Origin of the sequence: Nocardia sp. JCM 34519.1, assembly GCF_020361265.1 — a bacterium.
GTDB lineage: Bacteria > Actinomycetota > Actinomycetes > Mycobacteriales > Mycobacteriaceae > Nocardia > Nocardia arthritidis_A.
In genome coordinates this window covers 133,941-160,901 of record NZ_JAIRBR010000002.1, presented here as the reverse complement: position 1 = coordinate 160,901, position 26,961 = coordinate 133,941, and the positions used below count along the sequence as shown (strand labels likewise).

The 26,961-nt window shown below is 67.1% G+C and carries 25 protein-coding genes; 14 read left to right on the top strand and 11 right to left on the bottom strand.

The window, feature by feature from the left end; all coding sequences use genetic code 11:
- Positions 1 to 91 precede the first annotated feature (91 nt).
- Positions 92 to 1,894: a cutinase family protein gene (locus tag LGY53_RS06980; protein ID WP_225725816.1), complete on the top strand. Its 1,803-nt coding sequence runs from the start codon at positions 92 to 94 to the stop codon at positions 1,892 to 1,894.
- 33 nt (positions 1,895 to 1,927) lie between these two features.
- Here LGY53_RS06980 and LGY53_RS06975 read toward each other — a convergent pair whose 3' ends face one another.
- The 3 genes from LGY53_RS06975 to LGY53_RS06965 form a co-directional block, all read right to left on the bottom strand.
- Positions 1,928 to 2,611 carry a flavin reductase family protein gene (locus LGY53_RS06975; RefSeq protein WP_225725815.1) on the bottom strand — a complete coding sequence of 228 codons (684 nt, stop codon included), beginning with the start codon at positions 2,609 to 2,611 and terminating at the stop codon, positions 1,928 to 1,930.
- Positions 2,612 to 2,698: 87 nt separating this feature from the next.
- Positions 2,699 to 2,950 carry a hypothetical protein gene (locus LGY53_RS06970; RefSeq protein ID WP_225725814.1) on the bottom strand — a complete coding sequence of 84 codons (252 nt, stop codon included), beginning with the start codon at positions 2,948 to 2,950 and terminating at the stop codon, positions 2,699 to 2,701.
- Positions 2,951 to 3,125: 175 nt separating this feature from the next.
- Positions 3,126 to 4,664, bottom strand: coding sequence for an MFS transporter (locus tag LGY53_RS06965; protein ID WP_225725813.1), 1,539 nt, complete (start codon positions 4,662 to 4,664; stop codon positions 3,126 to 3,128).
- 115 nt (positions 4,665 to 4,779) lie between these two features.
- Between LGY53_RS06965 and LGY53_RS06960 the strand changes: the two genes are divergently transcribed.
- Positions 4,780 to 5,397, top strand: coding sequence for a TetR/AcrR family transcriptional regulator (locus tag LGY53_RS06960; RefSeq protein WP_225725812.1), 618 nt, complete (start codon positions 4,780 to 4,782; stop codon positions 5,395 to 5,397).
- 3 nt (positions 5,398 to 5,400) lie between these two features.
- Here LGY53_RS06960 and LGY53_RS06955 read toward each other — a convergent pair whose 3' ends face one another.
- Positions 5,401 to 6,648: a cytochrome P450 gene (locus LGY53_RS06955; protein WP_225725811.1), complete on the bottom strand. Its 1,248-nt coding sequence runs from the start codon at positions 6,646 to 6,648 to the stop codon at positions 5,401 to 5,403.
- A 98-nt stretch (positions 6,649 to 6,746) separates the two neighbouring features.
- Positions 6,747 to 7,967, bottom strand: coding sequence for a hypothetical protein (locus LGY53_RS06950; RefSeq protein WP_225725810.1), 1,221 nt, complete (start codon positions 7,965 to 7,967; stop codon positions 6,747 to 6,749).
- Between the two features lie 301 nt (positions 7,968 to 8,268).
- Between LGY53_RS06950 and LGY53_RS06945 the strand changes: the two genes are divergently transcribed.
- The 3 genes from LGY53_RS06945 (at position 8,269) to LGY53_RS06935 (ending at position 11,384) form a co-directional block, all read left to right on the top strand.
- Positions 8,269 to 9,177, top strand: a complete 909-nt coding sequence (locus LGY53_RS06945; protein WP_225725809.1) for a DMT family transporter — start codon at positions 8,269 to 8,271, stop codon at positions 9,175 to 9,177.
- 63 nt (positions 9,178 to 9,240) lie between these two features.
- On the top strand, positions 9,241 to 9,894 hold the full coding sequence (locus LGY53_RS06940) for a class I SAM-dependent methyltransferase (protein WP_225725808.1): 654 nt from the start codon (positions 9,241 to 9,243) through the stop codon (positions 9,892 to 9,894).
- Positions 9,895 to 10,031: 137 nt separating this feature from the next.
- The gene (locus LGY53_RS06935; protein WP_225725807.1) at positions 10,032 to 11,384 is read left to right on the top strand and encodes a wax ester/triacylglycerol synthase family O-acyltransferase; all 1,353 of its coding nucleotides are present in this window, start codon (positions 10,032 to 10,034) and stop codon (positions 11,382 to 11,384) included.
- Positions 11,385 to 11,387: 3 nt separating this feature from the next.
- Here the strand turns inward: LGY53_RS06935 and LGY53_RS06930 are convergent, their stop codons facing one another.
- A complete protein-coding gene (locus LGY53_RS06930; protein WP_225725806.1) occupies positions 11,388 to 12,023 on the bottom strand; it encodes a class I SAM-dependent methyltransferase in 636 nt (211 codons plus the stop codon).
- 256 nt (positions 12,024 to 12,279) lie between these two features.
- Here LGY53_RS06930 and LGY53_RS06925 point away from each other — a divergent pair, with 256 nt between their 5' ends.
- Together LGY53_RS06925 and LGY53_RS06920 are read left to right on the top strand one after the other, a co-directional pair.
- The gene (locus tag LGY53_RS06925) at positions 12,280 to 13,398 is read left to right on the top strand and encodes a nitronate monooxygenase family protein (RefSeq protein WP_225725805.1); all 1,119 of its coding nucleotides are present in this window, start codon (positions 12,280 to 12,282) and stop codon (positions 13,396 to 13,398) included.
- Positions 13,399 to 13,537: 139 nt separating this feature from the next.
- Positions 13,538 to 13,711 carry a hypothetical protein gene (locus LGY53_RS06920; RefSeq protein ID WP_167478785.1) on the top strand — a complete coding sequence of 58 codons (174 nt, stop codon included), beginning with the start codon at positions 13,538 to 13,540 and terminating at the stop codon, positions 13,709 to 13,711.
- A gap of 140 nt (positions 13,712 to 13,851) precedes the next feature.
- Here LGY53_RS06920 and LGY53_RS06915 read toward each other — a convergent pair whose 3' ends face one another.
- Positions 13,852 to 14,631: a GntR family transcriptional regulator gene (locus tag LGY53_RS06915; protein ID WP_167478786.1), complete on the bottom strand. Its 780-nt coding sequence runs from the start codon at positions 14,629 to 14,631 to the stop codon at positions 13,852 to 13,854.
- Positions 14,632 to 14,783: 152 nt separating this feature from the next.
- Here LGY53_RS06915 and LGY53_RS06910 point away from each other — a divergent pair, with 152 nt between their 5' ends.
- The 4 genes from LGY53_RS06910 (at position 14,784) to LGY53_RS06895 (ending at position 18,469) form a co-directional block, all read left to right on the top strand.
- On the top strand, positions 14,784 to 16,214 hold the full coding sequence (locus LGY53_RS06910; protein ID WP_225725804.1) for an AarF/ABC1/UbiB kinase family protein: 1,431 nt from the start codon (positions 14,784 to 14,786) through the stop codon (positions 16,212 to 16,214).
- Between the two features lie 38 nt (positions 16,215 to 16,252).
- Positions 16,253 to 16,888 carry a class I SAM-dependent methyltransferase gene (locus LGY53_RS06905; protein ID WP_225725803.1) on the top strand — a complete coding sequence of 212 codons (636 nt, stop codon included), beginning with the start codon at positions 16,253 to 16,255 and terminating at the stop codon, positions 16,886 to 16,888.
- A gap of 86 nt (positions 16,889 to 16,974) precedes the next feature.
- On the top strand, positions 16,975 to 17,760 hold the full coding sequence (locus tag LGY53_RS06900; RefSeq protein ID WP_225725802.1) for a 2OG-Fe(II) oxygenase: 786 nt from the start codon (positions 16,975 to 16,977) through the stop codon (positions 17,758 to 17,760).
- Positions 17,747 to 18,469, top strand: coding sequence for an SDR family NAD(P)-dependent oxidoreductase (locus LGY53_RS06895; protein ID WP_225725801.1), 723 nt, complete (start codon positions 17,747 to 17,749; stop codon positions 18,467 to 18,469). Before LGY53_RS06900 ends, LGY53_RS06895 begins: the two co-directional genes overlap by 14 nt.
- Here the strand turns inward: LGY53_RS06895 and LGY53_RS06890 are convergent, their stop codons facing one another.
- The gene (locus LGY53_RS06890; RefSeq protein ID WP_225725800.1) at positions 18,470 to 19,309 is read right to left on the bottom strand and encodes an SDR family NAD(P)-dependent oxidoreductase; all 840 of its coding nucleotides are present in this window, start codon (positions 19,307 to 19,309) and stop codon (positions 18,470 to 18,472) included.
- Between the two features lie 268 nt (positions 19,310 to 19,577).
- Between LGY53_RS06890 and LGY53_RS06885 the strand changes: the two genes are divergently transcribed.
- Entirely contained in the window at positions 19,578 to 21,950 is a 2,373-nt protein-coding gene (locus LGY53_RS06885; RefSeq protein ID WP_225725799.1) for a lysylphosphatidylglycerol synthase transmembrane domain-containing protein, read from the top strand.
- 206 nt (positions 21,951 to 22,156) lie between these two features.
- Positions 22,157 to 22,708, top strand: coding sequence for a TetR/AcrR family transcriptional regulator (locus LGY53_RS06880; protein WP_167478791.1), 552 nt, complete (start codon positions 22,157 to 22,159; stop codon positions 22,706 to 22,708).
- A gap of 22 nt (positions 22,709 to 22,730) precedes the next feature.
- Here the strand turns inward: LGY53_RS06880 and LGY53_RS06875 are convergent, their stop codons facing one another.
- Positions 22,731 to 23,069 (bottom strand): cupin domain-containing protein, encoded by a 339-nt coding sequence (locus tag LGY53_RS06875; RefSeq protein WP_225725798.1) that lies wholly within the window; start codon positions 23,067 to 23,069, stop codon positions 22,731 to 22,733.
- 63 nt (positions 23,070 to 23,132) lie between these two features.
- Here LGY53_RS06875 and LGY53_RS06870 point away from each other — a divergent pair, with 63 nt between their 5' ends.
- The gene (locus tag LGY53_RS06870) at positions 23,133 to 24,557 is read left to right on the top strand and encodes a PLP-dependent aminotransferase family protein (protein WP_225725797.1); all 1,425 of its coding nucleotides are present in this window, start codon (positions 23,133 to 23,135) and stop codon (positions 24,555 to 24,557) included.
- A 10-nt stretch (positions 24,558 to 24,567) separates the two neighbouring features.
- Here the strand turns inward: LGY53_RS06870 and LGY53_RS06865 are convergent, their stop codons facing one another.
- Positions 24,568 to 25,173: a cysteine hydrolase gene (locus LGY53_RS06865; protein ID WP_225725796.1), complete on the bottom strand. Its 606-nt coding sequence runs from the start codon at positions 25,171 to 25,173 to the stop codon at positions 24,568 to 24,570.
- A gap of 30 nt (positions 25,174 to 25,203) precedes the next feature.
- Positions 25,204 to 26,775, bottom strand: coding sequence for a fatty-acid--CoA ligase FadD5 (gene fadD5, locus LGY53_RS06860; protein WP_225725795.1), 1,572 nt, complete (start codon positions 26,773 to 26,775; stop codon positions 25,204 to 25,206).
- Positions 26,776 to 26,961 lie beyond the last annotated feature (186 nt).

Here is a 26,961-nt window from a genome sequence, read left to right as displayed (position 1 = left end):
TCTGGTGCCGATTCCCGACGTTCTCGATGACATACGGGCCTTCGGGGGGCCTGTCCGTCCGCTTGTCGGTGATGGAATTGGGGAATTGGACATGGCATTTCGCGCGTTCATCGCGCAGCACCGGATAGCTACCGCGGCTGTTGCGATGTCGACACTCGGTGTCGCGGCGGTCGGCGCCGTCATCTGGACGCCGACCTCGACCCCGACGAAACTCGACCCGCGACTCACGTCGTCGGTGACCGAATGCCACGACATGGTGACCATCTCGGTGGCCGGTCGTAACGACACTCCGGTCGCCGGAACGACGAAAATGCTGGTGGACGCCAACGGTAACGAGCTGCCCGCCGCACTGTCCGGCGACCACCGCAGCAACTGGGTGGATCCGGTGGTCAACGCACCGGCGGGCTCCGTCCCACCCGGTTCGTACGCCGCCATCTACATCGCCTACCCGGCGAACCTCAACAGCTATGAGGACGCAGTCAACACCGGCGTCTCGAATGCCGAACAGGTGATGCGGGATATCTCCGCGGCCTGCCCCGATACCAAGTTCTCCATCGTCGGCTACAGCGAGGGCGCGGATGTGGTGCGCCGGGTCGCGATGCAGGTCGGTCACCAAAATGCCGACCAGAACGGCAAATACGGGATCGTCGATCCGAAACATGTGCTCGGCGTTGTCATCCTGGCCGATGCCGGGCGCTCGGCGAACGAGGGACCCTTCCCTGGCGCGAAGGATCCGAACCATCCCGACGGATACGACCAGCAGTACGGCGGCAAATCGGCGTCGGGCCAGGGCGCGCTGCCCGGCACCTCCGGCGATTTCGGCGCGCTGAACGGCAGGATCGCCTCCTTCTGCTCCGACGGCGACCTGACTTGCGCCGCGCCACAGAATATTTCGCTGCTGCAGCTGGCGGTGAACGTCGGCAGGCAGCTGAATGTCGATGCACTGCAGCGCGACGGGCTGACGCCGGCGACCGGACAGGACGTCGCGGTGACCCTCGGGCGCATCGCGATGGCGGCCTTCTCGGATATCGCCTCGCAGCCGAACTGGATGCAGAGCAACGAGACCTTCCTCCAAGTGCTGCTTCGGGTTTCGGATCCGGCGTACAAGCCGGGCCAGCACCCGCCGCCCGCCCAGGCGGATACGATCGCGAGCAGTGGGATGTCGCCGCTGGCCTACCTGCCGCAGAAGGTGTTCAACGAGATCGTCGGCCTGATCGTGACGAACCAGAACACCATCCCGGTGATCATGAGCGACCCGTACCAGCTGACGCTCGGACCGAACGGCACCGGCCACCACTTCGACTACTGGCGCGACTCCGACCCGGCCAACGGCAAACCGCTGACCTCCGCGGAGTACGCGGCCGCCTGGCTCACTCACCTGGCACAGCAGGCGCAGGCGGGTCAGGCGATCGATACGAATGCCGCGCCGACACCGGCCGATGTCGCCACCGTTTACAAGACGGCCGCGGAATACAAGGAACCGCCGAGCACCAAGTGGGCGGCCAGCACGCCGACCAGCACGGCGACGCCGACCAAGACCACGGTCAGCGGCCAGCCGACGACATCGGCAACGCCCACGACACCATCGGCGGCACCGGTCGCCTCGGGTGCACCGACCACGCCGACGACATCGGCCGCACCGACTACCTCGGCAGCGCCGACCACAACCGTGGCGCCGACGCCGACCACCTCGGCCGCGCCGACTACCTCGGTCGCACCCGCCAAACCCGCGACGCCGACCACCACATCGGCGGCGCCGGTCGCCTCCGGCGCACCGATCGCCTCCGGGGCACGCACCCCGGCGGCGGCACCGGCTCCGACGACCACCTCGAAGCCTGAATCTCCAACAACGACAACAACATCCGCGCCACCAACGACGACAACGAGCCGCTGACGAAAAGGGTCTTCCAACCGGAAGACCCTTTTCTCATGCGATCCGCGCCCGGTCGATATCCGGTGTGCGATAGTGATTTTCGGGAATGCTGGCGAGGCGGGAAGTATGCGCCCGCGGCCCGAGCCCGTACAGCTGCTGGAAGCTCATGATGAGCGGCCGCCACGCGTCGGGGTCGATGCGGTCGGCGGTCCCGGCCATCCGGATGTCGTCGTGCACGTGAACGCGCAGCACCCTGGCCTCGATGATGGCCACGTTGCCGTGCTGCTCCGGATCGTCGGCGGCGAGCGGATGGAGCGCGGTGACACTGGCCTCCAGCGCGACCGGACATTCCGCGACCCGCGGCGGCGCAACGGTTTCCGATGCGACGGGGGTCAGACCGGATATCCCGAATTTGTCCGGCTCGTATCGGTAGCCCCGCTTGGCCCTCGACTCCGGGACCGGGTCGCAGCCGGTGGTCAGCGCGAGCCGGTCGACGTGCGCCGCGAGCGCGTCGGAGGGCAGGTTCAGCACGCATTCGCCGGTGCGGCGCAGGTTCTGCACCGTCTTCGAGCGCATGCCCATTCCGAGGACCGCGCGCCAGCCGGGCCAGAACGCCGACGACATCGGCGCGAGGTTCGGGCTGCCGTCCTCGTTGCACGTCGCGATCAAAACCACCGGCGTGCCGAAGTACAGGATGTTGGGCTCGATCTCGGTGTGGGTCATCGTGGTCGTAGTCACCACACCAGCCTGATATGCCCCATCGACACAGGCTGGCGGATATCAGACATCGCGTCCGGATCGAAAAACGCCCGTATACAGGCTATTTCAGTTGCGGCGACGAAGATCGGCGCCCCACCAGGTCAGCAGGCCCGCGAGCGAAACATGAAGGGCGAAGGCCAGATAGGCGAGGGTGGGACCGAAATCGTCGGCCCAGCGCGACAGGTTGGGCGCGGCGACACCGGCGACGATCAACATCGCGAGGCCGAGGACGATCGCCGGGACGGCGAGCGGACGGATCTCGGCGACACCGGTCGCTTTCGTTCGGGATGTGGGCCGATCGGACGTCATGATCGTCACCGAGCCACCCCTTGTTCAGACCTGGCGCTCGGGCACAGCAAATTCACAAGCCGCGATGGCGGTTGACGAAACTCCACGGAAATCGCTCCAACTCCCCGACTGGCAAACGTTCAGCAAATTTCGATAACCGAGTCTGCCCCATCCCGGCGCGAGTGGAAGTGAAAAGTGAGCGGTGTCACATTTTCCGAGGCAGCAGCGCACCCACCACGACGGTGCCGACGGCGAGCACGATCGTCGCGATCAGGCTGGTATGCGATACCGCGTGCGCGAACGCGGCATCCGCGGCGGCGGTCAGGTTCTGGGCCGACTGCGACAGCCCGGCCGCACCGAGCCGCTCGGCGACCACCTGCGCGCCCGCGACCGAATCCTGCACCGCCGCAACGGCCTGCGGCGGCAGCTTGCCGGATACCGCCGGTTCGATCTGCGACCGGTACGAGCTGGACAGCAGCGAGCCCAGAATGGCGATGCCGAGTGTGCCGCCGAGTTCGATGCCCGTGTCGTTCACCGCCCCGCCGACCCCGAGCAGCCGCTCCGGAAACGCGCTCATGATGGTGTCGGTGCACGGCGAGACGCTGAGTCCGACGGCGAGCCCGAGCAGGATCAGCGGCGTGACGAAGCTGCCGTAGCCGGACTGGCCGTCGACGGCGATCATGCTGGCCAGCGCGGCGACGCCGAGCAGCATGCCGCCGACCACAACGGTGCGCAGGCCGAGCCGCGGCGCGAGCACGCCGGTGAGTGCCGCGCCCGCGAAAACCGCACCCGCCAAAGGCAATAGACGCAGGCCGGTGGCCAGCGGGTCGAGGCCGAGAACGAACTGCAAATGCTGTGCCACGTAATAGATCGCGCCGAAGGCGGACAGAAAGAACAGCAGCACGGCGAGATTCGCGCCCGCGAAGGGGCGGTCGCGGAATCGGCGGATATCGAGCATCGGATTCGGGTGGCGCAGTTCCCATCCGACGAATCCGGCCAGCGCGAGCGCGGCGACGAGACACGCGCCGAGCACCGGAAGATGCCAACCGTTGCGTGGTCCCTCGATGATCGCGTAGACCAGCGCGGCCAACCCGAGCACCGACAGCGCGCCGCCCGCGAGGTCGAGTCGGTGCTCGATATCGGCCTTGGACGGCGGAACCAATACGAGTGCCGCGCCGATCGCGACCAGCGCGATGGGCACGTTGATCAGGAAGGTCGACGCCCAGCCGTGCCCGGTGAGCAGTGCGCCCGCCAATAGCGGACCGGCGGCGATGGCCAGGCCGGAGGTCGCGGTCCAGACCGTAATGGCAAGGGCCCGTTCCCGTTTCGGGAAGGTGGCGACGAGCAGGGACAGCGTGGCGGGCATGATCATCGCGGCCGCGGTGCCCATGATGGCCCGCGCCGCGATCACCGGGCCGACGGTGTGCGCGGTGGCGCCGAGCACGGCACCGCCCGCGAAGAGCGCGAGCCCGAGCAGCAGCATGGCCCTGCGGCTGTATTTATCGCCGACCGCGCCCATCACCAGCATCAGCGCGGCGTACGGAATGGTGTACGCGTCGATGACCCATTGTAGATTCTGGCTGGTCAGCGCGAGGTCACGGTACATATCCGGCGCGGCGACGATCAGCGAGGTGTTCGCCATGACGACGATCAGCAGGCTCAGGCACAGCACGCCGAGCGCGGCCCACCTGCGGCGATATGCCCGATCCAGTTCGGTGACCGGGGTGGTGACGATCAGCGCCATGCGAACACCTCCGAACGTAATTGCACACCGACGTGCAAATTGCACAGTAGTGTGAAACTACTGCTTTTGCACAAAGGTGTGCAACGGTGGAACCCTCGAACGTGAAGGGACTTACATGACCGCGAACCCGCCCGCCCCGCCGAGAGGAGCGCGCGCCGAGGCGAACCGCACGCGCATCCTTACCGTCGCGGCCGCCGAGCTGGCTCGCGATCCGGCGGCCAGCATGGAGGAGATCGCCGCTGCCGCGGGCGTGGTGCGCCGGACCATCTACGGGCATTTCCCCAACCGCGAGGCGCTGATAGACGGGGTGCTGGATCACGCGGCCGACGAGATCAACAACGCATTCGACCAGACCTACCGCGCCGAACCCCCGGCGGTCACCTCCGCCCGGTTCACCATCGCGCTGCTGAACGCGGGCGACAAATACCGGCTACTGCTGCGGCTGACCGAGACGAACCTGCGCCCGCGGATCCTGGATCGGCTGGCGCCCATGCGCGCGTACGGCGTGCGGCTGCTCAAGGCGGGACAGCAGGAGGGTGCGTTCAGCGATCATCTGCCGCCCGAAACCCTGGCCCGGGTGCTGGAGGCGATTCTGCTGAGCCTGGTCGACGCCCGCAACGACGAGTCGTGGATCGATCCGCACCCCGCCAAGGCGGGGGCGCGGGCCTGCCTGATCGCCGCGGGCGTCGCGCCGAGCGACGCCGCCGCCATCATCGACGCGATCGACGACTGAAGATCATTGCGGAACCGGCAGCGGCGGCGACGCCGGAAATTCGACCGGTAGTGAAACCAGTGCCCGGTGGAACGGCCCTGGGCGCCAAGACAATTCGCTTGGGGCAACGGCGAGCCGAAGTTCGGGAACGGCATCGAGGAGTTGATCGATGGCGTCCTGCGCGACGAGGTATGCCATCGAACTGGCGGGACATACATGCGGCCCGGCACCCCAGGCGAGATGGGCCCGATTGCCCGCGTGGGCGCCCGCGATGATCGCCGGATCGGTATTGCAGGCGGCCATGCTGATGACCACCGGTTGATGCGCGGGCAGCCAGGTGTCGTCGATCAGGACGGGCTGGCGCGGAAAGCTGATGCAGAAGTTCGCCATCGGCGGATCGTTGAACAGGACCTCGTCGAGGGCGTCCCGGGTGGCCAGACTGCCGCCGAGCACGCTGCCGCCGAAACGTTCGTCGGTGAGGATCAGCAGCAGGGTATTCACGATCAGGTTCTGCTGCGGTTCGATACCCGCGCCGTACAGGGTGGCCAGCTGGTGCACCATTTCGGTGTCGTCGAGTCCGGCCGAATGACGCAGCATCCTGGTGGCCATATCGTCGCCGGGCTCGGCCCGCTTGCGCAGGGTGAGCTCGAGCAGTGCGTCGGCGAGCATCTTGTTGCCGCGCGCGGCGTCGACGCCCTCGAAGATCGCCGCCATCCCGGTCGCGACCCGCTGCGCGAGTTCGGGCGGCGAACCGAGCAGCGCGTTCAACACCTCGAAGGCGATCGGAAATGCGTACTCGCGCACCAGATCCGCGGTTCCGGTCGCGCAGAAGCCGTTGATCAACGGGATGGCGATCCGCTCGACGGTCTCGTGCAGGCGGTACAGATCCACCTCACCGAGGCCCGCGACATTCACCTGACGGTAGCGCGCGTGTTCGGCGCCCGCGCTGCGCAACGCGTTCGGACGCGATTGCATCATCGGCAGCACCGGGCAGTCGGCTGGAATGTTCTGCTGCCAGATTCGCGGATCGGCCGGAAAGTGGTCCGGGTCGTTGAAGATTCGTACCGCGACGTAATAGCCGAGCACCAGCGTCGCTGGCACGCCGGGTGCGAGATCGACCGGCGCCATCGAGCCGTAGCGTTCCCGCATCGCGCGGTAGGCGGCGTGCGGGTCGGCCGCGAATTCCGGTGTGTACAGCGGAATTCGCGGTCCGTCGCGGTCGGCGGGCGAGGCGTAGTTCGTACCCTGCGCGGCGGGCGGCGGCATCGTCATCTGCGAAACTCCCGGCGGTCGAACGACTTTGCCGAGTGAGCGTAGACACTTCTACGGATGCGCGTGCCGGAATGCGCCTCCCACTGCCGGAGGGTGCGCTAGCGCCCGATCACCTTGCGCAGGTGGGTGGTCAGGATTTCGACCCGCCTGCGCTGCAGGTCGTTGAATTCCGCCGGGTGATGGATTTCGATGCTCAGCCGGTCGGCGAAGGTGCTGATGATGCAGGTGCCCGCGCCGGGTTGCTGCGGGCGGCGGCCGGTGCGGTCGGGTTTGGCGATGATGGTGGAGCGGAAGTCATCGATGCGTAGCCCGGCCGGGGCGGCAAGCGCCGGTATGGCACCCCAATTCGTCGCGACGACAATGCCCGGCGCGGGCGGTGGCGCCGCCGACATGTCCGCGACATGCAGCGGGGTCTGCTGGACGATTCCGGCGGCGAGCGCATTGCGCAGGGACTCGCCGATACCGCGGGCGATCGCGATCGGATCGCCGCCGGCCTCCGGTGTTGGCAGGTAGGTGGCGAGGCCGAGCACATTGGTGCCCTCGGCGGGGCCGATCGGCGGGGTGAGCCTGGTGCGCAGGTCGACGGAGTAGAGGTAGAACAGCTGCGATATCGGGAGATCGCGAATCTCGGCCTCGGTCAACAGGATTGCCGCGGAGACCAGCCCGTGCAGGGTGACCTCCGCCCGGTGCCCGACCTCGACGAGCGCGGCGGTTTCCGCGACGGTCAGCAGGCAGCGACTGGTGACGGGTAACTCATACGGATCGTCGTTGTCCGTGAATTCCGGTGCAGCAACCTGCTTTTCGGTCGCACCGGGTGGCGTGATCTTGCTGATCCCACGCGCCGCGAGTAGCTCCTCGACGGGCTCGGGATACGGGTGCACGGACGCCAACACCGGCCGTCCCTCGACGAGCGAACCGTAGGCGGCCCACAGCGCGCGCACGATCTCCATGGCGTGGAAGGTGTCGGCGACGCTGTGATGCAGCATCACCGTGACACTCGCCGAATCACCCTGCCGCACAACACATAACGCGCTGACCGCGATGCGTTGATCGAATCTCGCTCCGGTGAGCGGCGATTCGGGATCGCCCTCGACGACGAATACCTCCGGCGGCCCGTCGGCGACCACGAACGAGTACCCGCCGTCGCCCAGTTCGATCCGGGTGCCGAGGATCGGGTAGGCCCGCACCACCGCCGCGAACGCCGATGTCAGCATCGCCGGGTCCAGCGGGCCCGAGACCCGGGCCGAATATCCGATGAAAACCCCACCCCTGGCGAACAGACCTTCGCTCGGGGCGAGCCCGCGCACAACTTCAGCCACGGTCGATCGGCTCCCTTCCCTATCGCGGGTCAGGCTAACTCAATTCCCCAGTCTCCGTTGGGTTCCCGCGAACGGCGGCGGCTACGGCGACGCGCCGCGGAACCGGGACCTGCCATGATGCGCTCCGGCGATGGCAGAAATCGCGGCAGACCGGGTGGGGCGCCGACGAATAGCACGGCCTACCGAAATGTTGTCGGTTCATGGGATCACCACGTATTACGCTCCCCATGATCGAAAGCGAGTAAGCCATGCATCACCGGATATTCCTGTACGTCACCGCGTTGGTCGCGGGGGTTGCCCGATGACCAAGCGCGGATGGATGTTGTTTCTGGCGATGGGCGTCATCTGGGGCGTGCCGTACGCGATGATCCGGATCGCGGTGCGCGAGATCGACCCGCTGGTGGTCGCATTCGGCCGGACAGTACTCGGATCGATCCTGCTGTTGCCGATAGCCATGTACAAGAAGCAGCTCACACCGGTTTTCCGGCGGTGGCGCCCGCTGCTGCTCTACACCGTCGTCGAGATCACCGGGCCCTGGCTGCTGATCGGCTTCGCGGAGAAGACGCTGAACAGTTCGACGGTCGGGTTGCTACTCGCCGCGGTGCCGCTGATCGCGGTGATCTTCGTGACCATGCTCGGTCATGATCGCTTCGACGGGCGACGGGTGCTCGGGCTGGTCGTCGGGTTCGCGGGTGTCGCGCTGCTGGTCGGGCTGGATATCGATCTGACGAATCCGACGGCCGTCGGCGCGATCGGATTGGCCGCGGTCGGTTACGCGATCGGCCCGATCATCATCAATCGCCAGCTGGCCGATCTGCCGTCGCTCGGCGTGGTGACCGGCTCGCTGGTACTCGCCTCGGTGGTGTACGCGCCGTTCGCGGCCTTCCGTTGGCCGCCGCATGTCTCGGCGGGCTCGATCTGGTCCGTGCTCGGTCTGGCGGTGATCTGCACGGCCGCCGCATTCGTGGTGTTCTTCGCGCTGATCGCCGAGGTCGGTCCGGCCAGGGCCACGGTGATCACCTACATCAATCCCGTTGTGGCACTGCTGCTCGGCGTCGTCGCGCTGAACGAACCGGTGACCGCTGGCATCCTCGTCGGCTTCCCGCTGGTCATTCTCGGCTCGATCGTCGGAACCAAACGCAGTGGGCGCGAGGAGATCGAAGCCCTCCCGCCCACGCCGGAGGCTGCGGCGCAGGCGCCCGATCACTGAGCGGTTGTGGGACACACCACTCGATCTGCCGACGCGCCGACGGGGCCCGGCATCATGGGTCGGATGAGCACGGCGCAGGAACCCTCCACCGAATTCGACGATGTGCGGGTCACCCGCGCCGCCTATGACGAATGGGCCGACATCTATGTCGAGCACGTGGCAAACGTCATGGCGCGCAAGCCATTCGATCGCGCGATGCTCGACGTCTTCGCCGAGGTGACCCCGGCCGGTCCGGTCGTCGAGATCGGCTGTGGTCCCGGCCGGATCGCCGCGTACCTGGCGGACCGGGGCCTCGACGTATCCGGTATCGACCTGTCGCCGCGCATGATCGAACTGGCCCAAGCGGCATATCCGGCACTGCGCTTCGAAGTCGGATCGATGGAACAGCTGACCTTCGCCGATGCGAGCCTTACCGGACTGGTCGCCTGGTATTCGGTCATTCACCTTCCACCCCAACGAGTTCCGGCGGTGCTGACGGAATTCCACCGGGTACTCCAGGTGGGCGGGCAGCTCTTGATCGCCGGATTCGCGGACGAAATACCGGATGCCGCCGAACCATTCGATCATCGGGTGGCTACCGCATATCGGTGGTCGCCGGAGCGACTAGCGGAGGAGCTGGCGAACGCCGGGTTCACCGTCGGCGCCCGGCTCGTCCGCACCGCCGACCCGGACGAGCGGTTTCTGCATATGTACCTGATGGCGTCGAAGGATCGTTAATTCGACCACCACAGGTGCGTCGAGCCCGGTAAATTTGGGACCATCGCGCACAATTTCTTTCGCGGCGCGGGCCCGTCCGACAACGTGGTCGATTCATTCCGAGATACCACCACCGTCGCGTCAGGGGGCGACCAATCATGGAGCTCGTATCACCGATCGATGCCGTATTCCTCCTCGGAGAGTCGCGTGAGCATCCGATGCACGTCGGCTCGGTGCAGCTGTTCGAGGCGCCGGACGACGCCGGACCGGATTTCGCCCGGCAAACCCACGAAACATTGCTTGCCCAAAGGGAATTCGATCCGACATTCCGTCGCAAACCGGCAAAGCTCTTGGGCGCACCACAATTGGCGTGGACGCAGGAGCACGACGTCGACATCGATTACCACGTCCGCCGCTCGGCGCTGCCCGCGCCGGGCAGCATGACCCAACTGCTGGATCTGGCGTCCAGCCTGCACGGTTCGCTGCTGGACCGGCACCGCCCGCTATGGGAGATCCATCTGATCGAGGGCCTGGCCGACGGCCGCTTCGCGCTGTATTCGAAGATGCACCACGCGTTGATCGACGGCGTCTCCGCGCAGCGCGTGCTACAGCGCACGCTCACCAGCGAGCCGAGCTCGACCGAAACCAAGGTGCCGTGGCATCTGCCGCGCCGCGAGCCGCGAACCGAAAGGTCGGCATCGGCGCTGGGCGGTGTCGCGCGAAACCTGATGTCGGCGGCGGCATCCGCGCCGACCGCGCTGCGGGTGGCCAGGGCCGCACTGTTGCGCCAGCAATTGACGCTACCGTTCGAGGCCCCGCGCACCATGTTCAACGTGCCGATCGGCGGCGCACGCCGCTGCGTTGTGCGGTCCTGGTCGCTGGAGCGGGTGAAGCAGGTGAAGAAGGCGACCGGTTCGACCGTCAACGATGTGGTGCTCACCATGGCGGCGGGCGCGCTGCGCGCCTACCTGCTGGAGCGAAACGCGTTGCCGGACAAGCCGTTGATCGCCATGGTGCCGATCTCACTGCGCAGTGACGAGGACGGGCAGGACAGCGGCGTCAAGGTCGGCGCGATCCTGTGCAATCTGGCCACCGACGTGGCGGATCCGCTCACCCGGCTGGCCGTCATCCGCGAATCGATGTTGCGCAGCAAGGAGGTCTACCGCGAGCTGTCGCCGCGCCAGACGATGGCGCTCTCGGCGCTGATGCTGAGCCCGGTGGTGTTGAGCCTTGTACCCGGCCTGGTCTCGCTGACCAGCCCGCCGTTCAATATCGTCATCTCGAATGTGCCGGGACCGCGAGAACCCATGTACTGGAACGGCGCTCGGCTCGACGCCACCTATCCGCTGTCCATCCCGTTCGACGGGCAGGCCGTCAACATCACCCTCACCACCAATGCGGGCAATTTGGACTTCGGCGTCGTCGGTTGCCGCCGCAGCGTCCCGGAGCTGCCCCGCCTGCTCGACCATCTGGAATCCGCGCTCACCGCACTGGAGGACGCCGCACGCTGAGCGTCAGCGCATCTGGGTGATCCGCCAGAGTTTGCGCGGCAACTCGCCTTCCTCGAAGGGCGCCACCTCCACCAGCCGCCAGCCCGCGGCGACGGCATCCACCAGCGCACGGGAAAAGAAGTGCACGGCGAAGCCGCCGTGCTCGTAGATGTCGTCGCCGTGGGCCAGGCCCGCGCCGTAATGCGCGTCGCCGGTATGGCGGACGGTGTAGACCATGGCGCCGCCGGGACGCAGCACGCGGCGGATCTCCGCGGCCAGCGCGAGGATCTGCGCCGTGGACAGGTTCATGCACAGCAGCATGTGCGCGAAGACCGCGTCGACGCTGTGGTCCGGTAACGGAATCGGTTGGCGCACATCGTATTCGAGGGTGTGGATCAGATCGTTCAGCCCGGCGGCGGCCGCGGTCTCGGTGAGCTGGGTCAGACCGGTGCCGCTGAAGTCGGCGGCGGTGACCCGGAACCCGTTGCGGGCGAAGTGGATCGCGTCCCTGCCGTGCCCGCAGCCGAGCTCCAGCACCTCGGTCGCGCCCGCCGCACGGAAAGTCGCGGCGGCGTGCACGGCCGCCGCCGACGGCCGCTCGCCGTACATGCCGGGATGGGCCAGGTAGGTCCGCTCCCAATGCTCGTGCTGATCGACCATGCCGCGCCGCCTTCCCGCCGGAGGTCCCCGCCGCTACAGCTTGCCCGAGTCCGGAGCGGGCCGACACTGCCGAGCCAAACTAGAACGTGTTACTGTCGAAATGTGGTGGATACACCTGCCGGATTCGCCACGGCCGCACCATGGCGATAACCGCGGCCGACGGCGAATCCGGCCCCGCCTTCGAGCAGTATTTTTGACACCAGTTCTAGAACAGCGCGGTCGGCAGCCGCACCAGCGAGTAGGGAGATCCGCACCTATGCGTACCGAAATCTGCGACCGGCTGGGAATCGAATTTCCCATCTTCGCCTTCACCCACTGCCGCGATGTCGCGGCCGCGGTCAGCAATGCCGGCGGGCTCGGCGTGCTCGGCGCGGTCGGCTTCACCGCCGAGGAGTTGGAGGTGGAGCTGGCGTGGCTGGACGAGCACGTGCACGGCGTATACGGCGTCGATCTGGTGATCCCGTCCAAGTACGAGGGCAAGGGCATCGAGGGACTCACCCCCGATGAGCTGGAAACCAAACTGGCGGAACTGGTTCCGCAGGGCCACCGCGATTTCGCGGAGAAGATCCTGGCCGACCACGGGGTGCCGCCGCTGCCGGCGGGCGAGCACCACAATCAGCTGCTCGGCTGGACCGCGACAACGGCGGCGCCGCAGGTCGAGGTGATCCTGCGGCATCCGAAGGCCAAGCTGGTGGCCAATGCGCTCGGCACCCCGCCGCCGGATATCGTTGCGCAGGTACAGGATTCGGGCAGGCTGATCGGCGCGCTGTGCGGTTCGGTGAAACATGCGCTCAACCACAAGGCCGCCGGGCTGGATTTCGTCGTCTGCCAGGGCACCGAGGGCGGCGGCCACTGCGGTGAGATCTCCTCGCTGGTGTTGTGGCCGCAGGTGATCGATGCGGTCGGCGAGCTGCCGGTGCTGGCGGCCGGCGGCATCGGCAACGGCCGCCAGGTCGCGGCCGCGCTGGCGATGGGCGCGCAGGGCGCGTGGACCGGTTCGCTGTGGCTGACCGTGGAGGAGGCCAACGTGCCGCCCGCGCAGATGCGGACCTATATCGACGCCAGCAGCCACGACACCGTGCGCTCCCGCTCGTGGACCGGCAAACCGTGCCGGATGCTGCGCAACGACTGGACCGACGCCTGGGAGCAGGCCGACACCCCGGACCCGCTGCCCATGCCGCTGCAGATGATGGTGGCGCTGGACGGCGTCAAGCGCGGGCACCGCTATCCCGATGCCGCACGGGACGTCAACTTCAACCCGGTCGGTCAGGTGGTCGGCATGATGAACCGGGTGGAGCGCTCGGCCGATGTGGTGCAGCGGTTGATCGGAGAGTACGTGGAAGCCTGCGACCGGCTGAACAAACTGAACGGTTAGCCACAGATGGGTCGAAACCCCTTACCGCCCAGCCGGATACCGGCTACCGAACAGTTGGACTCACTATTTTCCCGTCCGATTGCTAGGCTCCCTCTTCGCGTATTGCGGACCCGGATGCGAATCCGGTTGGGAGGTAGGGATGTATCCGTGCACGAACCCGCTGTGCGACAGCGGCGAGCACGAGTCGGCGACCTGTCCGGACCTGGTTCCCCGCGAGGAGCCGCGCGTCCGGAATCTGATCATCGTCGCGACCATGGCACTGTTGATCATTGCCGCGCTGGTGATCGCGGCGGCAGCGGCGGTGCATCGGTAAGTGCACCACCCTTCCCGTCTGAGACAAACGGTTTGCCCAGTACTGGACGGCGATTCGGACCCGGATCGGTCTCGACCCGAAAACGGCTCGGCCCCAGGTTGACCAACCGGTTACCTTGCGGCGGAGGAACTTACGAACAATCAGGCGGTCGCGGCGTGCCCATCGGCGGCATCGCCATCGGCTCCGGCGCCGAGCAGTTCGACGAACCGCGCCACCACCTTCTCGTGGTACATCCCGAACAGGTCCTCGAACAGCGCGAGCTGCGCATCCGACGGCCCGCTGCCCGAATCCCACACGGCCGCCAGGGCGCGCCACACCAGCACGTGCAGATCGGCGGCCCCGGCGAAGTATGCCTGCACCGCCTCCGGCACCTCGAGCACCATCTCGCCGACCGAGTTCAGAATGGCCCGCTGCATGCTCAGGCCGAGGTGGCCGAGCAGCCGGCGCACCAGGCCGACCTCGATCGCGAGAATCCGGCGTAGATCCGGATTATCCAGCCGGGCAAGCGATTCCAGCTCGTCGATATCGGCCTTGAGTATTGCGGGATCGATGAGCTCGTCGAGTCCGGTGTATGCGAGCAGCGCGTCCATCACGATGCCGCGCTCCACCTCGACGATGTCGCGAAACATCTCGATCGCGACATCCGGCATCGGAATCGAAAAGCGGAACAGGTGCCGGTACACATCGATACCGCCTGCCTCGCGAACGTCGCGAATGGTGAAACCCTTACCGCGCCGGGCCTCGACGAATCCGTACGATTCCAACCTGCCGAGGGTCAGCTGGGCGGTCGCGCGGTTCATATCGAATTCCTCGGCGACCTGACGGACCGACGGCATGAGATCGCCCGGCTGATATTCCCCCGCGGCAACCCGGCGTGCCAGCTCGTCGGCAACGTCGGCGACTACCGTTTGGGATCCCATCAGTTGTCACCTTTCGACTACTTGCGATTACGTCCCAGACAGTCTAAGCCCTGCCGTGCCCGACCGCACGTGTGTAACACTGGTCAGCGCACAGTGTGAGGTGAGTCATGGCTAAGCGATGGGGCAGCGGTCAACAGAATGACGAATCGCCAATGGGGCGTGCTCGGCTGTTCGCGGTGGGCGCGAACGGGAAGCTTCCGGTCAGCGGCGCTGTGCGAAATACCAAATTGGCCGCGCTGCCGGTGGCATTCGCCGGGCGCCAGGCCGCCGGTATCGGCAAACGGGTACTCGGGCGGTCGGCCGACGAGATCAACCGGGAAATCCAATTACGCACGGCCCAGCACATTTTCGAGGTACTCGGCGAGCTGAAGGGCTGTGCCGCCAAATTGGGCCAGCTGCTGGCCATCTACGAGCTGGCGCTGCCGCCGGATATCGCCGAACCGTACAAGATCGCGCTGAGCCAGCTGCAGGATTCCGCGCCCGCCATGCTGCCGCGCACCGTGCACGCCGCGATGGCGGCCTCCATGGGCGACAATTGGCGTTGGCATTTCCGGGAATTCGACGATCGGCGCGCCGCGGCGGCCTCGATCGGCCAAGTGCACCGGGCGATCTGGCGCGACGGCACGCCCGTCGCGGTGAAGGTGATGTATCCGGGTTCGCGGCAGTCGGTGGCGGCGGATCTGGAGCAGCTGCGCCGAATCTCCATGCTGGCCACCGTATTTCTGCCGGGCGCCGACGTGAAGGCGGTGACCGAGGAGATCTGCCGGTGCGTCGAGGCCGAACTCGACTACGCCGCGGAGGCGGAGTACCAGCGCGCGTTCGCGGCCGCGTACGCCGACGATCCGGACTTCTACGTACCGCGGGTGATCGATCAGCGCGGCGATGTGCTGATCACCGAATGGCTGGACGGCACCCCGGTGCCGCGGGTCGTCGCCGCGGGCACCCGGGCCGAGCGGGACCGGGTCGGCATGCTGATGCTGCGCTTCGTGCTCTCGGGTTGGGCCGACCACGGATTGCTCTACAGCGATCCGCATCCCGGCAATTTCCGGATACTGCCGGACGGCAGGCTCGGCGTCGTCGACTTCGGCGCCTGCTGCGCCTGGCCGCCCGACGGCTTCACCGAACTCGCGGTCGACTACTGCAACGCCATGTTCAACGGCGGCCCGCTCGATCTGGCGGCGGCCACGCGACGCCACGGATTCGTCTCGGCGGGAAGGGCTTTCGACACCGAGGAGCTGTTCGCCTCGGTGATCCCGTGCACCGAGCCGTTCCGGTTCGACACCTTCCGGCTGACCATGCGTTGGTTACGCAAGCAGGTATTGCGCACGACCAATCCCCGATTGTCCAATGTCACAAGACAATTGACGATGCCGAGCTATTTCACCCCGTTCGCGCGGTCGTGCCTGACCCTGATCGGCACGATGTGCCAGCTGGAGACCGAGGGCGCGTTCCGCTCGGAGATCCTGCACTGGCTGCCGATGCTCGACGAGGTGGCGCAGGAAGCGGATATGCCGGTGGATCTGGCGACGGTGCGACAGCGGCGAGCCAGCGCGCGGCGGCCGGATATCTCCGGCGTCGGCTAACCCTGGATAACTGTCCCAGACATTGTTATCGTCGTGCTATGACCGCTCCGACCCGGCCGCTCAATCGGCTGGTGACCCACTTCTTCGACCGGGCCGCCCGCGCCTACGACCAGGCGGCACTGCAGCGGATCGCGTACCGCCCGCCGCAAGACGAAATGCTGCGCGAACTGCGCGCGGCGGGTTCCCGGCGGATTGCCGATATCGGTTGCGGTACCGGCATTTTCACCACTCGGCTGCTGCGCGAGCTGGAACCGGAAGCGATATACGGCATCGACCTGTCGGAGGGCATGCTCGAACAGGCCCGCGCCAGATCCGAGGCGGTGACCTGGCTGCACAGCCGCGCGGAGAGCCTCCCGTTCGTCGACGGTGAACTCGATGCGGTGGTCACCACCTCGGCATTCCACTTCTTCGATCAGCCCGCGGCGGTCGCGGAATTCCGCCGGGTGCTGATGCCGGACGGGCTGGCGGCCGTCGCCACCATGCACCCCAAGACCCGGCTGGGCCAGCTGCTGATGGACGGCCCGCTCGGCGTCGCCCACTGGCCGACACCGGCGGAGGTACGAAAATTGTTCGGCGACTTGAATTTCGAGGTCGTCGCCCAGCGCAGGGTACACCGGCCGATCCCGGAATGGCTGGTGCCGGACGTCATCACGGTTGGGCGCAAACGCTATTGACCGGATAGCCGCCCGATCGAGCCGACCACACGTCAGGCGCACCTGCGCATTAGGATCGCGGGGAGCTCTTTCGGGAGGGAGACACGGTGACGGTGGAATCGGTGCTACCCGCACCCCCGGTACCGCAGTGGTTTGCGGATCTGTTCGCGCATCGGCGCTGGGTGCGGCGGAACAAGCCGTTCCCGCACGTATATGCGAGGGACGTCTTCGTACCGGAGTTCTATCAGCGGCTGGCCGATGAATTCTTCCGGGTGCAACGCGAACGGCCGGACGATTTCGGCAAGGTCGGCGAGAACTACAGCGCGACCGGGATATCGCTTGGCGCGCTGCGCAACGGCCCGCTCGCGCTGTTCATCTCGCGGGAGTGGCACGACCTGATCGCCAAGGTGGCGGGGGTTTCGGTCACCGGTGATATGGACGGTTCGCTGCACCATCATCCGCCGGGCAGCCCGTACGGCTGGCCGCACAACGACCTGAACCCGGCCTGGTTCCCCGGCGACCCGCCGGGGCCGAACGAGGTCAAACTGGCCGACAGCTCGGTGGCGATCAAGAACGGCACGCGGGCGCCGGGCGTCGCCGCCAGGGAGACGGTGCGCGCGGTCGCGGTGCTGTTCTATCTGGCCAATCCGGACTGGCAGCCGGGCGACGGCGGGGAGACCGCGCTGTACGAACATATCGGCGACGGCACGACGACACCGACTTTGGTTCCGCCGCTGGACAATTCGCTGGTGATGTTCGAATGCACGCCGCGGTCTTGGCATACCTACGCGGGCAACAACCGCCATCAGCGCAACAGCGTGGTGATGTGGCTGCACCGGCCGAAGGACGATGTGGTGCAGCGTTGGGGAGAGGATCGCATTGAGTACTGGTGAACGCCGCGTCTGCCTGCTGACCGGCGCGGGCGGCCTACTCGGCGACGCGTTCTGTCGCGCCTACTACCAGCAGTACGACATCGTGGCGGTCTGCCGGGGCCGCACCCCGGCCGCGCCGTCGCAGGACGAGTGGTACGTCGATCCGCTGGACCCGGAAACGCCGGTGCCGGAGAACGATTCGCGCATCCACGTGCTGCGGGCCGAACTGCTGGAGCCGGGCGAGGTGGAGCGGGTCGTCGATCTGACGCTGGCCAAATTCGGCCGGGTGGACCTGCTGGTCAACAATGCCGCCTATGTATCGCTGCAACCGCGCGGCGTGGTGGACGGCGATATCGCGCTCGACGAGTTCTACACCCACATGGCGGTGAATGTCGGTGTGCCGCTGCGCTTCGCGACGCGGCTGGCACAGCGGTCCTGGATGCGCGACAACGGCGAGAACCGGGCGAACAACCGGAATGTCGTGAATATCTCCAGCATTTCGGGGTCGAACGTCTATCGCGGGCAGACCGTGTACGGCACGTCCAAGGCCGCGCTGAACCAGCTCACCCGCGCGCTCGCCGCCGAATTTGCCGAATTCGGGGTGCGGGTGAACGCACTGGCGCCCAATAGTTTTCCCGCCCTCGTGCCCACCGAGCGCGTGGCGCAGGCGATCACAGAACTCGACGAGGGCACGATGACGGGTGAGGTGTACAGCGTCGGAGCCCAGTAGCTATTCGGCGAGTCCGGTGGCGCGCGCGGAGAACTCCCAAAGTTGTTCGGCCAGTTCCGGATCCGCCGCCTGCCTGGTACGCGGCTCCTCCAGCTCGAACCGGTTGTAGTACTTGCCGTTGATGTCATCGGACGTGGTGGCCAGATGTACCAGCGGGTCCGCGCCCTTGTCCGGCTGGATGAAGAACGGCCGGGACAGCGGCGAACGGATGAGCCTGCCGAGACCGAGCGGGGCATGGTCGTAGACGTGGGTGGCGACCGCGCCGGGATGGAATGCGGCGGTGACCAATCCGCTGCCGGCGGTCCGCCGGGCCAGTTCCCTGGTGAACAGGATGTTCGCCAATTTGGTTGTGGCATAGGCGCCGAACTGGCTGAAGGCGCCGGTCGGTTCGTTCACCGTGGTCAGGTCGAGCCGCGCGAAGCGGTAGGTCAGGCTCGCGGTATTGATCACCCTGGCCTTCGCCTGGCGCAACTCGTCGAGCAGCAGGTTGGTGAGCAGGAACGGCGCCAGATGATTGATCTGGAAGGTCAGCTCGTTACCGTCCTCGGTGACCGCGCGCCGGGGTAGCGCACCGCCCGCGTTATTGGCCAGTATGTCGATGCGCGGGTAGCGGTCTCGCAGTTGGTCGGCGAGTTTGCGCACCTCGCCGAGTTTGGCGAAATCGGCGAGGAACGCCTGGCCGTCCACCTGACGTGCCACCTCGGCCGTGCGCTCCGGCGAACGCCCGACCACCGCGACGGTCGCGCCGCGGGCCGCCAACTTCTTCGCGGCCTGCGCGCCGATGCCCAGGCTCGCGCCCGTTATCACCACCGTCTTCCCGGCCAGATCGGTTTCCGCCATCGCTACCTCCCACACACGATCGTCAATTGCCTCCGATAGTTGTCGCGACCGCCGGTAACGGCAAGAGTTTCGGCGCGGTGTGCGGCGATCTCGTCGGCGCTCCGATCGCTGACCTGCCGACCGGTCGAGTCCCGCGTGTTGGTGTGTATGGTGCGGCTGGCCCTCCTACATACTCACAGGAGCATTCGGCCGCACGTCCTGGCCGAGGCTGGTGTGAGGTGGCGAGGGCCGACGCAGCTTCAAACTCGATCGAAAGTGCCGAAACGACATGCGAGTCGACGGGCGGGACATCCCGGTCACGGGCAGCCTGCTACAGCCGCTGACCCGGCGGACAAGTGACATCATCCGGGTCGTGCTCGCCGCGCTGTGGCTCGCGGTGGTCGTCGCAGGTTCGCTGATCACCCGCCCGGAATGGCTCGCGCTGGAACGGTCCGTCTCCAATATCGTCGGCTTCCTCAATCCGGATCAGTCCAACCTCATCTACCTGGTCTACGGCATGGCGATCCTGGCGCTGCCGTTCGCGATCCTGCTGGAGCTGATCATCGGCAGGCAGTGGAAGCTGCTCGCCGGATACGCCGCGGCGGGCGCGATGGCCGGGCTGCTGCTCTCCATCACCGGCACCGGGCTGTCCGCGCCGAAATGGCATCTGCAGGTGCCGGATCGGCTGGACACCTTCCTGTCCCAGTTCCTCGACGATCCGCGCTGGATCGCCATGATCGCGGCGATGCTCACCGTGTCGAGCCCGTGGCTGCCGACCCGGCCGCGCCGCTGGCTGTGGTTCCTGCTGCTCGCCTTCGCACCCATCCACCTGGTGGTCAGCCTCGTCGTGCCCGCCAGGGCGATGTTCGGGCTCGCGATCGGCTGGCTGGTCGGCGCGGTGATCGTGCTGCTGGTCGGCACGCCGGCGCTGGAGGTACCGCTGGAGGCCGCCGTCCGGGTACTGGCCCGGCGCGGCCATACCGTCACCGCGATCCGGGTTATCCGGCCCGGCGGCCCCGGGCCGCTCGTGCTCAACGCGACCGTCGACGGGCCGGAGCGCATGCTGGTGGTCGATATGTACGGCCGCAATCAGCGCAGTCACGGCGCGCTGCGAATATTGTGGCGCTGGTTGACCTTTCGCAGCGGCGAGGTGGCCGCGCTGCACGCGTCGATGCACCGCGCGGTGGAACATCGCGCGCTGATGGCGCTGGCCATCGACGATATCGGGCTGGCGGCGCATACACCGGTCGCGGTGGCCGCACTGGAACGCGGCTGGATGGTATACGCGCACACCGTGCCCAAAGGCACCCCGATCAACGAATTGCCAAGCGACATATTGCCTTCGGTGTGGAAATCGCTTGCGACGCTGCACGCCGAACAGATCGCGCACGGCGATCTGAACCCGCACGAGATCCGGATCGCCAACGGCACCACCCTGTTCGGCGGATTCAATGCCGCCGAATACGGCGCGTCCGATGCCCAGATCCACGCCGACGCCGCCCAGTTGATGGTCGCGACAACGGCGCTGTTCGGCGCGGAGACCGCGGTGCACGCCGCGATGGATTCCCTTGGGCAGCAGGCGGTGCTGGCCGCCTCGGGACGGCTCATCAAGTCCGCCATGCCATCCGGGCTGCGCAAGGCGATACCCGATTGGTCCGCCGCGGTTTCGGCGGCCCGCGACGAGGTCGGCAAACAGACCGGCCGCGATCGCATCGAGGCCGACCGGGTCACCCGGTTCAGCCGCAATCAGCTCATCCAGCTGGTGCTGCTGATCGGATTGGTCTATGTCGCATACCCGTTCATCAGCCAGGTGCCCACCTTCTTCACCCAGCTACTCACCGCGAACTGGTGGTGGGCGCTGTTCGGGCTCGCCGCGTCGGCGCTCACCTATCTCGGCACCGCGGCGGCGCTGTGGGCCTGCGCCTCCGGGCTGGTGAAATTCACCAACCTGGTGATCATGCAGGTGGCCAACACCTACGCGGCCACCACGACGCCTGCCGGTATCGGCGGTCTGGCGTTGAGCGTGCGGTTCCTGCAGAAGGGCGGGCTCGGCGCGGTCCGGGCGACGGCGGCGGTCGCCCTCCAGCAGGCGGTGCAGGTGATCACCCACATCGGCCTGCTGCTCGTATTCAGCGTGCTCGCCGGCACCTCGGCCGATCTTTCGCATATCGTGCCCGACCCGACGGTGCTGTATCTGCTCGGCGGTGTCGGGGTCGGCATCGTCGGCGCGTTCATGTTCGTACCGAAACTGCGTGGCTGGCTGAATGATTCGTTCCGGCCACAGCTGCGTCAGGTGCTCAGCGAACTCGGCGAGCTGGCCAGGGATCCGAAACGTTCCTCGGTGATCATTCTCGGCTGTGCGGCGCTGACGCTCGGCCAGGCGCTCGCGCTGTGGGGCAGCGTCCAGGCGTTCGGCGGCGGCACCACCTTCATCACGGTCACCATCGTCACGATGATCGGCGGCACGCTGGCGTCCGCGGCGCCGACGCCGGGCGGTGTCGGCGCCGTCGAGGCCGCGCTGATCGGTGGTCTGGCGGCCTTCGGCCTCCCCGCGGAGATCGCGGTGCCATCGGTACTGCTCTACCGCGTGCTCACCTGCTGGCTGCCGGTATTCGGCGGTTGGTGGATCATGCGCTGGCTCACCGCGCGCGACATGATCTGACGGTGGATAGTAACGTCCGTTAGCTCAAGGGACGGTTAAGAACGACACCGACTTCCGACTCGAGCAAATGCACTCGAGCAGAATGTTGTTCATTTCCGGTCAGCTGTTCATGATCGGAGGGACGCGTCGAGTGCGCCATTGGGCATGCGGCGCAATCTGTTCCGCTCGGGACGGATCGGCGAAGTTGTTCGAAAGTGGGGAGGACCATGGACCGCCGTGTCCACCGGACCAGAAGCGTGCTGCATCGCGCCCTGATAGAGCTGATGCTGGAACGCGGCTACGACCGAATCACCGTGCGCGACATACTCGCTCGCGCCGATGTCGGACGATCGACGTTCTACGCGCACTTCCGGGACAAGGATGATCTGCTGCTGGTGAGCAGCACCGAATATCTGCGCGCCGCGGTGGCGGCGGCCAGGTCGGAGCGGGCGAGCGCGGAACCGCTCGCGCCGATCGCGACGCTGTTCCGGCTGGCCGCCGAACATCCCGAGGTATATCGAGCGCTGTTGGGCCGCAAGAGCAGTGGCGTACTGCTGCGCGCGACCCAGCGCATGGTCGCGGAAATCCTCACCGAACAGCTCACCGGCCGGCTCGGCCTGGATGAGGCCGAATTGGCAAGCACCATCACGTTTTTGGCATGGGGTGTGGTCGGTCTGCTCGGCGCGATCGCCGAAGCCGATCCGCCGATCACCGCGGACCAGGCATATGAGCGCTTCGTCCAGTTGGTGGGGCCGGGGCTCATCGCCGAGGTCGCCTGAGCCGAAAGACGCCGCGCGGGAATCAGTTTCCGTACTGCAGGGTGTCGGGCCGCTCGATCAGCAGGACGTGCGCCGGGTCATCGGCCACCGGGCGGTGCCGAACGCCCTTGGGCACCACGAAGATTTCGCCGGCCCGCAGGATTACCGGCTCGCGCCCCTCGAGTTCGATCCGGAACGAACCATCCCAGCACAGGAACAGCTCGTCCTCGTCGTGATGGTGCCACGGGAACTCGCCGTGCAGTTGGGCGACGCGGACCACCGATTCGTTGACCACCGCCAGCTCCCGCTGCTGAAAGGGCCCCGGCAGGCCCGCGATGACCTCGGGGATCGAAACCGGTTCGGTGCTTCGTGCTGTCGTCATAGCGCCATCGTCCGGCGGCCCGGCGTGCCGATCCAGCGCCAATTCGGCAGAATTGGTTTGCTCATGGATCCAATCAAGGTGACCGAACGACTCGGCCGCTGGTCGGCAGGCCGCGGACCGCTCTATGTGCTGCTCGCCGCGCGGCTGCGCCAGCTCATCGACGACGGCGAACTGCCGCCGGGTACCCGGCTGCCGCCGGATCGGGTGTTCGCGAGCGCGCTCGCGGTGGGGCGCAGCACCGTGGTGGCCGCGTACGACCTGCTACACGGCGAGGGCCGGATCGTCCGGCGGCAGGGCAGCGGCACCCGGGTCGCGGGACCGGCCACCGCGAGCGGTCCCGACACCACCGCCGAACCGATGTTCCTCGATCTGCTGGAGCCGCGGGCCGGTGTCGTCTCGCTGGCCTGTGCGGCGCCCGATACGCCGCCGCCGGAACTGATCGAGGCGTACGCCACGATCCTGCCCGTGCTCGGCCGGACCACCGATGACATGGGTTATCACCCGGCCGGTCATCCGGCGCTGCGCCGTGCCATCGCCGGCCGTTTCGCCGAGCGCGGCGTGCCGACCGAACCGGCCCAAATCCTGGTGACAACCGGTGGGCAGCAGGCGCTTTCGCTGCTGGCCCGGGCGTTTTCCCGGCCAGGGGACCGGGTGCTGGTCGAGGCGCCGACCCATCCCGGTGCGCTGGAGGTGTTCCGGGAGGCGGCGACCGTGCTGCGCGGCCTGCCGCCCGGGCTGGCCGGGTTCGCGACGGCGGTGCGCGAGCTCCGTCCGGCGCTGGCGTACGTCATCCCGACCTTCCACAATCCGACCGGCGCGGTGCTGACCGCGCTGGAACGCGCCCGGCTCGCGGAAACGGCTGTCGCGCACGCTATTCCGCTCATCGACGACGAGGTGCTCGCCGAACTCGGCTTCCCCGGCGTCGAGACGCCGTTGCCGCTGGCCGCGCATATGGACAACGGCATAACCACGGGTTCGCTGAGTAAAACCATCTGGGGCGGCCTTCGCATCGGCTGGATCAGGGCGGATGCCGCCGTTGTCGGCCGGATGGCCCGGCTGCGCGCGGTGCACGACCTCGGCGGCAACCTGCCCGCCCAGCTGGCCGCGGCCGAATTGCTGCCGCTGATGGGAAAGGTGTTGCGGCGCACTGCTGTCGAGCGCCAGCAGCGGCACGACCATTTGCGCGCGGAACTGGGCAGGCTGCTGCCCGAATGGCCGGTGCCGCCGGTCACCGGCGGGCAGACGCTGTGGGTGCGCCTGCCGCGCGGCGACGGCACCTCGTTCACCCAAATCGCGCTGCGCCACGGCGTTTCGGTGCTACCGGGCAGCGGGCTGGATCCCGGTGACGAATACACCGATCACATCCGCCTGCATTTCATGCACCCGCCGGAGATGCTGAGCCGGGCGGCCGAGCGGCTCGCCGACGCGTGGCGCGACTACCGGCCACCGGCGCACGCACCGAAAGTGCCGTCGCCGCTGGCCATCTGAGCGCGTGTGATCAGCGTGCGTCGAGCAGTTCGAGCGCCTCCGCGGCGGTGCGGCAGCCGTTCGTGACCAGCTCCAGGCTGGCCAGCGACGCGGTGTGCATCTCCTCGGTCATCGCGGCGGCACAGTCCGACACCGGATATACGGTGAACCCGAGATCCGTTGCGTGCCTCGCGGTTTGCTCGACGGTGACATTGGTGGCGACACCGGTGACGAACAGGGTGTCGATACCGCGCTCGGTGAGCCAGGCCGCGGCTCGGTTACCGGCCAGCCCGGAGAGCTTCTGATTGTCGAACACCTCGGTCGCCTGGTCGCTCATCTCCGGAATCAACTGACTGCCAGGAGAATCCGGGCGCAGCTCGGTCTGCGCCGCACCCACCGACCGCATGAATCCGGTATTGCGCACCAGTTCGCCCTCGCCGACCGGAATGGTGAACCTGGTGAACAGCACCGGTACCGAACGATCCAGAGCGGCCCGATGGAACGCGACCGCACGCGGGACCACCCCGCTCTTCGCCACCGGCGCACCGAAGATCGGCCCGAAGAAGCCCTCCGGCTTGATCACATTCACCTGCCAGTGCAACGCGAGCACCGCCGCGCGAATTCGTGGGACTGCCATGCGCCCGAAGATAGCAGCCGCGCATCGCTGTCAAGCCGAGCCCACTTCCCGCAGTTGGGATTTCACCACCTTGCCGCTCGCGTTGCGCGGCAGCTCCGGCACCAGCACCAAGGCCTTCGGATGTTTGTAGCGGGCCAGATTCTCGTTGAGGAACGGCTCCAGTTCGGCGAGTGTCAGCTCATCGCTCGAATCGTTAAGTGCGACAACGGCGACCGGCACCTCACCCCACTTCTCGTGCGCCCGCCCGATCACCGCCGCCTCCCGGATCTTCGGATGCGCGAACAGCGCGTTCTCCACCTCGGCGCAGTAGATGTTCTCGCCGCCGGAGATGATCATGTCCTTCTTGCGGTCCACCACCCAGATGAAGCCCTCCGGGTCCTGGCGCACCAGATCGCCGGAGTGGAACCAGCCGCCGGCGAACGCCTCGGCCGTCGCCTCCGGCTTGTTCCAGTAGCCCTGCATGAGAGTCGGTCCGCGGTAGACGATCTCGCCGACCTCGCCGGGCGCGACATCGTTCATCTCGTCGTCGACGATGCGGGCCTGGATGGTCGGGATCGGTTTGCCGACCGAGCCCAGTTTGCGCAGCGCGTCCCGGCCCTCCAGCACGCAGGTGATCGGCGACATCTCGGTCTGGCCGAATACCGCGACGCTCACCGCGTCCGGGAAGCAGTCCGCCATCGCGCGCAGCACCGTCTCCGATGCGGGCGCCGCACCCCAACCGAGCACGCGCAGTGCGAGTTTGCGCTGTTTGACGGTCGGGTGGTCACAGATGAGCTGCCATTGCGCCGGAACGCAGAATGCGGAGGTCGCCCCCTCCACCTCCACCGCGTCGAGATATTCGCCCGCGTCGAAGGCGCCGAGCGGATGCAGAACGGTCTTGGCGCCCAACAGGAAAGCCGGGGCCAGGCTGCCGAGTCCGGCGATGTGGAACAGCGGCGACGAGCAGAAGCCGATGGTCTCCTGATCCATCTGCATCGCCCGGATACAGGTCAGCGCTTGGGAATTCAGATTGGCGTAGGAGAGCACGGCGCCCTTCGGGCTGCCGGTGGTGCCCGATGTGTACATGACCAGCGCCGGTGTGTCTTCCGGAATATCAAGGGGCACATGGGGTTCCCCCGGCTCGGCCAGCGCGTCCTCGAAGCCGACCACACCGTCGCCCGTTCGGCCGCCGATGACGAAACAGGTTTTCAGCTCGGCGAACTGGGCCGTCATCGCCGTCGCCAGCGGTTGCAGCAGCGTATCGGTGACGATCGCCTTGGCGCCGCTGTCGCCGACGATGTAGGCGACCTCGGGCGGGGTGAGCCGGAAATTCACCGGGACCGCGATCGCGCCGAGCGCGTTGATACCGAAGACGGCCTCCAGATATTCCGGATAGTTCAGCGCGAGGATCAGCACCCGATCGCCGAAGCCGACACCGCGGCGGGCGAGCGCGTCGGCGAACCGCAGTGACCGCTCGTGCAGCTGCCGCCAGGTGGTGTCGACGCCGCGAAACCGCACCGCCACCGCGTCGGGGCGCATGACCGCGTGGGTGGCGATCTGGTTGTTCCAGTGGTTGCGCCGCGACCGGATCGGCTCGTCGAACGCCTGGGTGGGAGTGGTCATCCACTGACTCCTCTCGGGCCGTCGGCCGGGCGGGTGCTGCTGCGCCGACGGGCTGAACTGCGAGCAGATTAGCAAGTAACTTATTTACACATCAAGGGAAACGAGCGTTAATCGTTCGGCGCTGTCCACCGCTGTGAAGCAACCACTTCTAGCTGCCATTTTACCACCGGGCACACGGCACCAGCG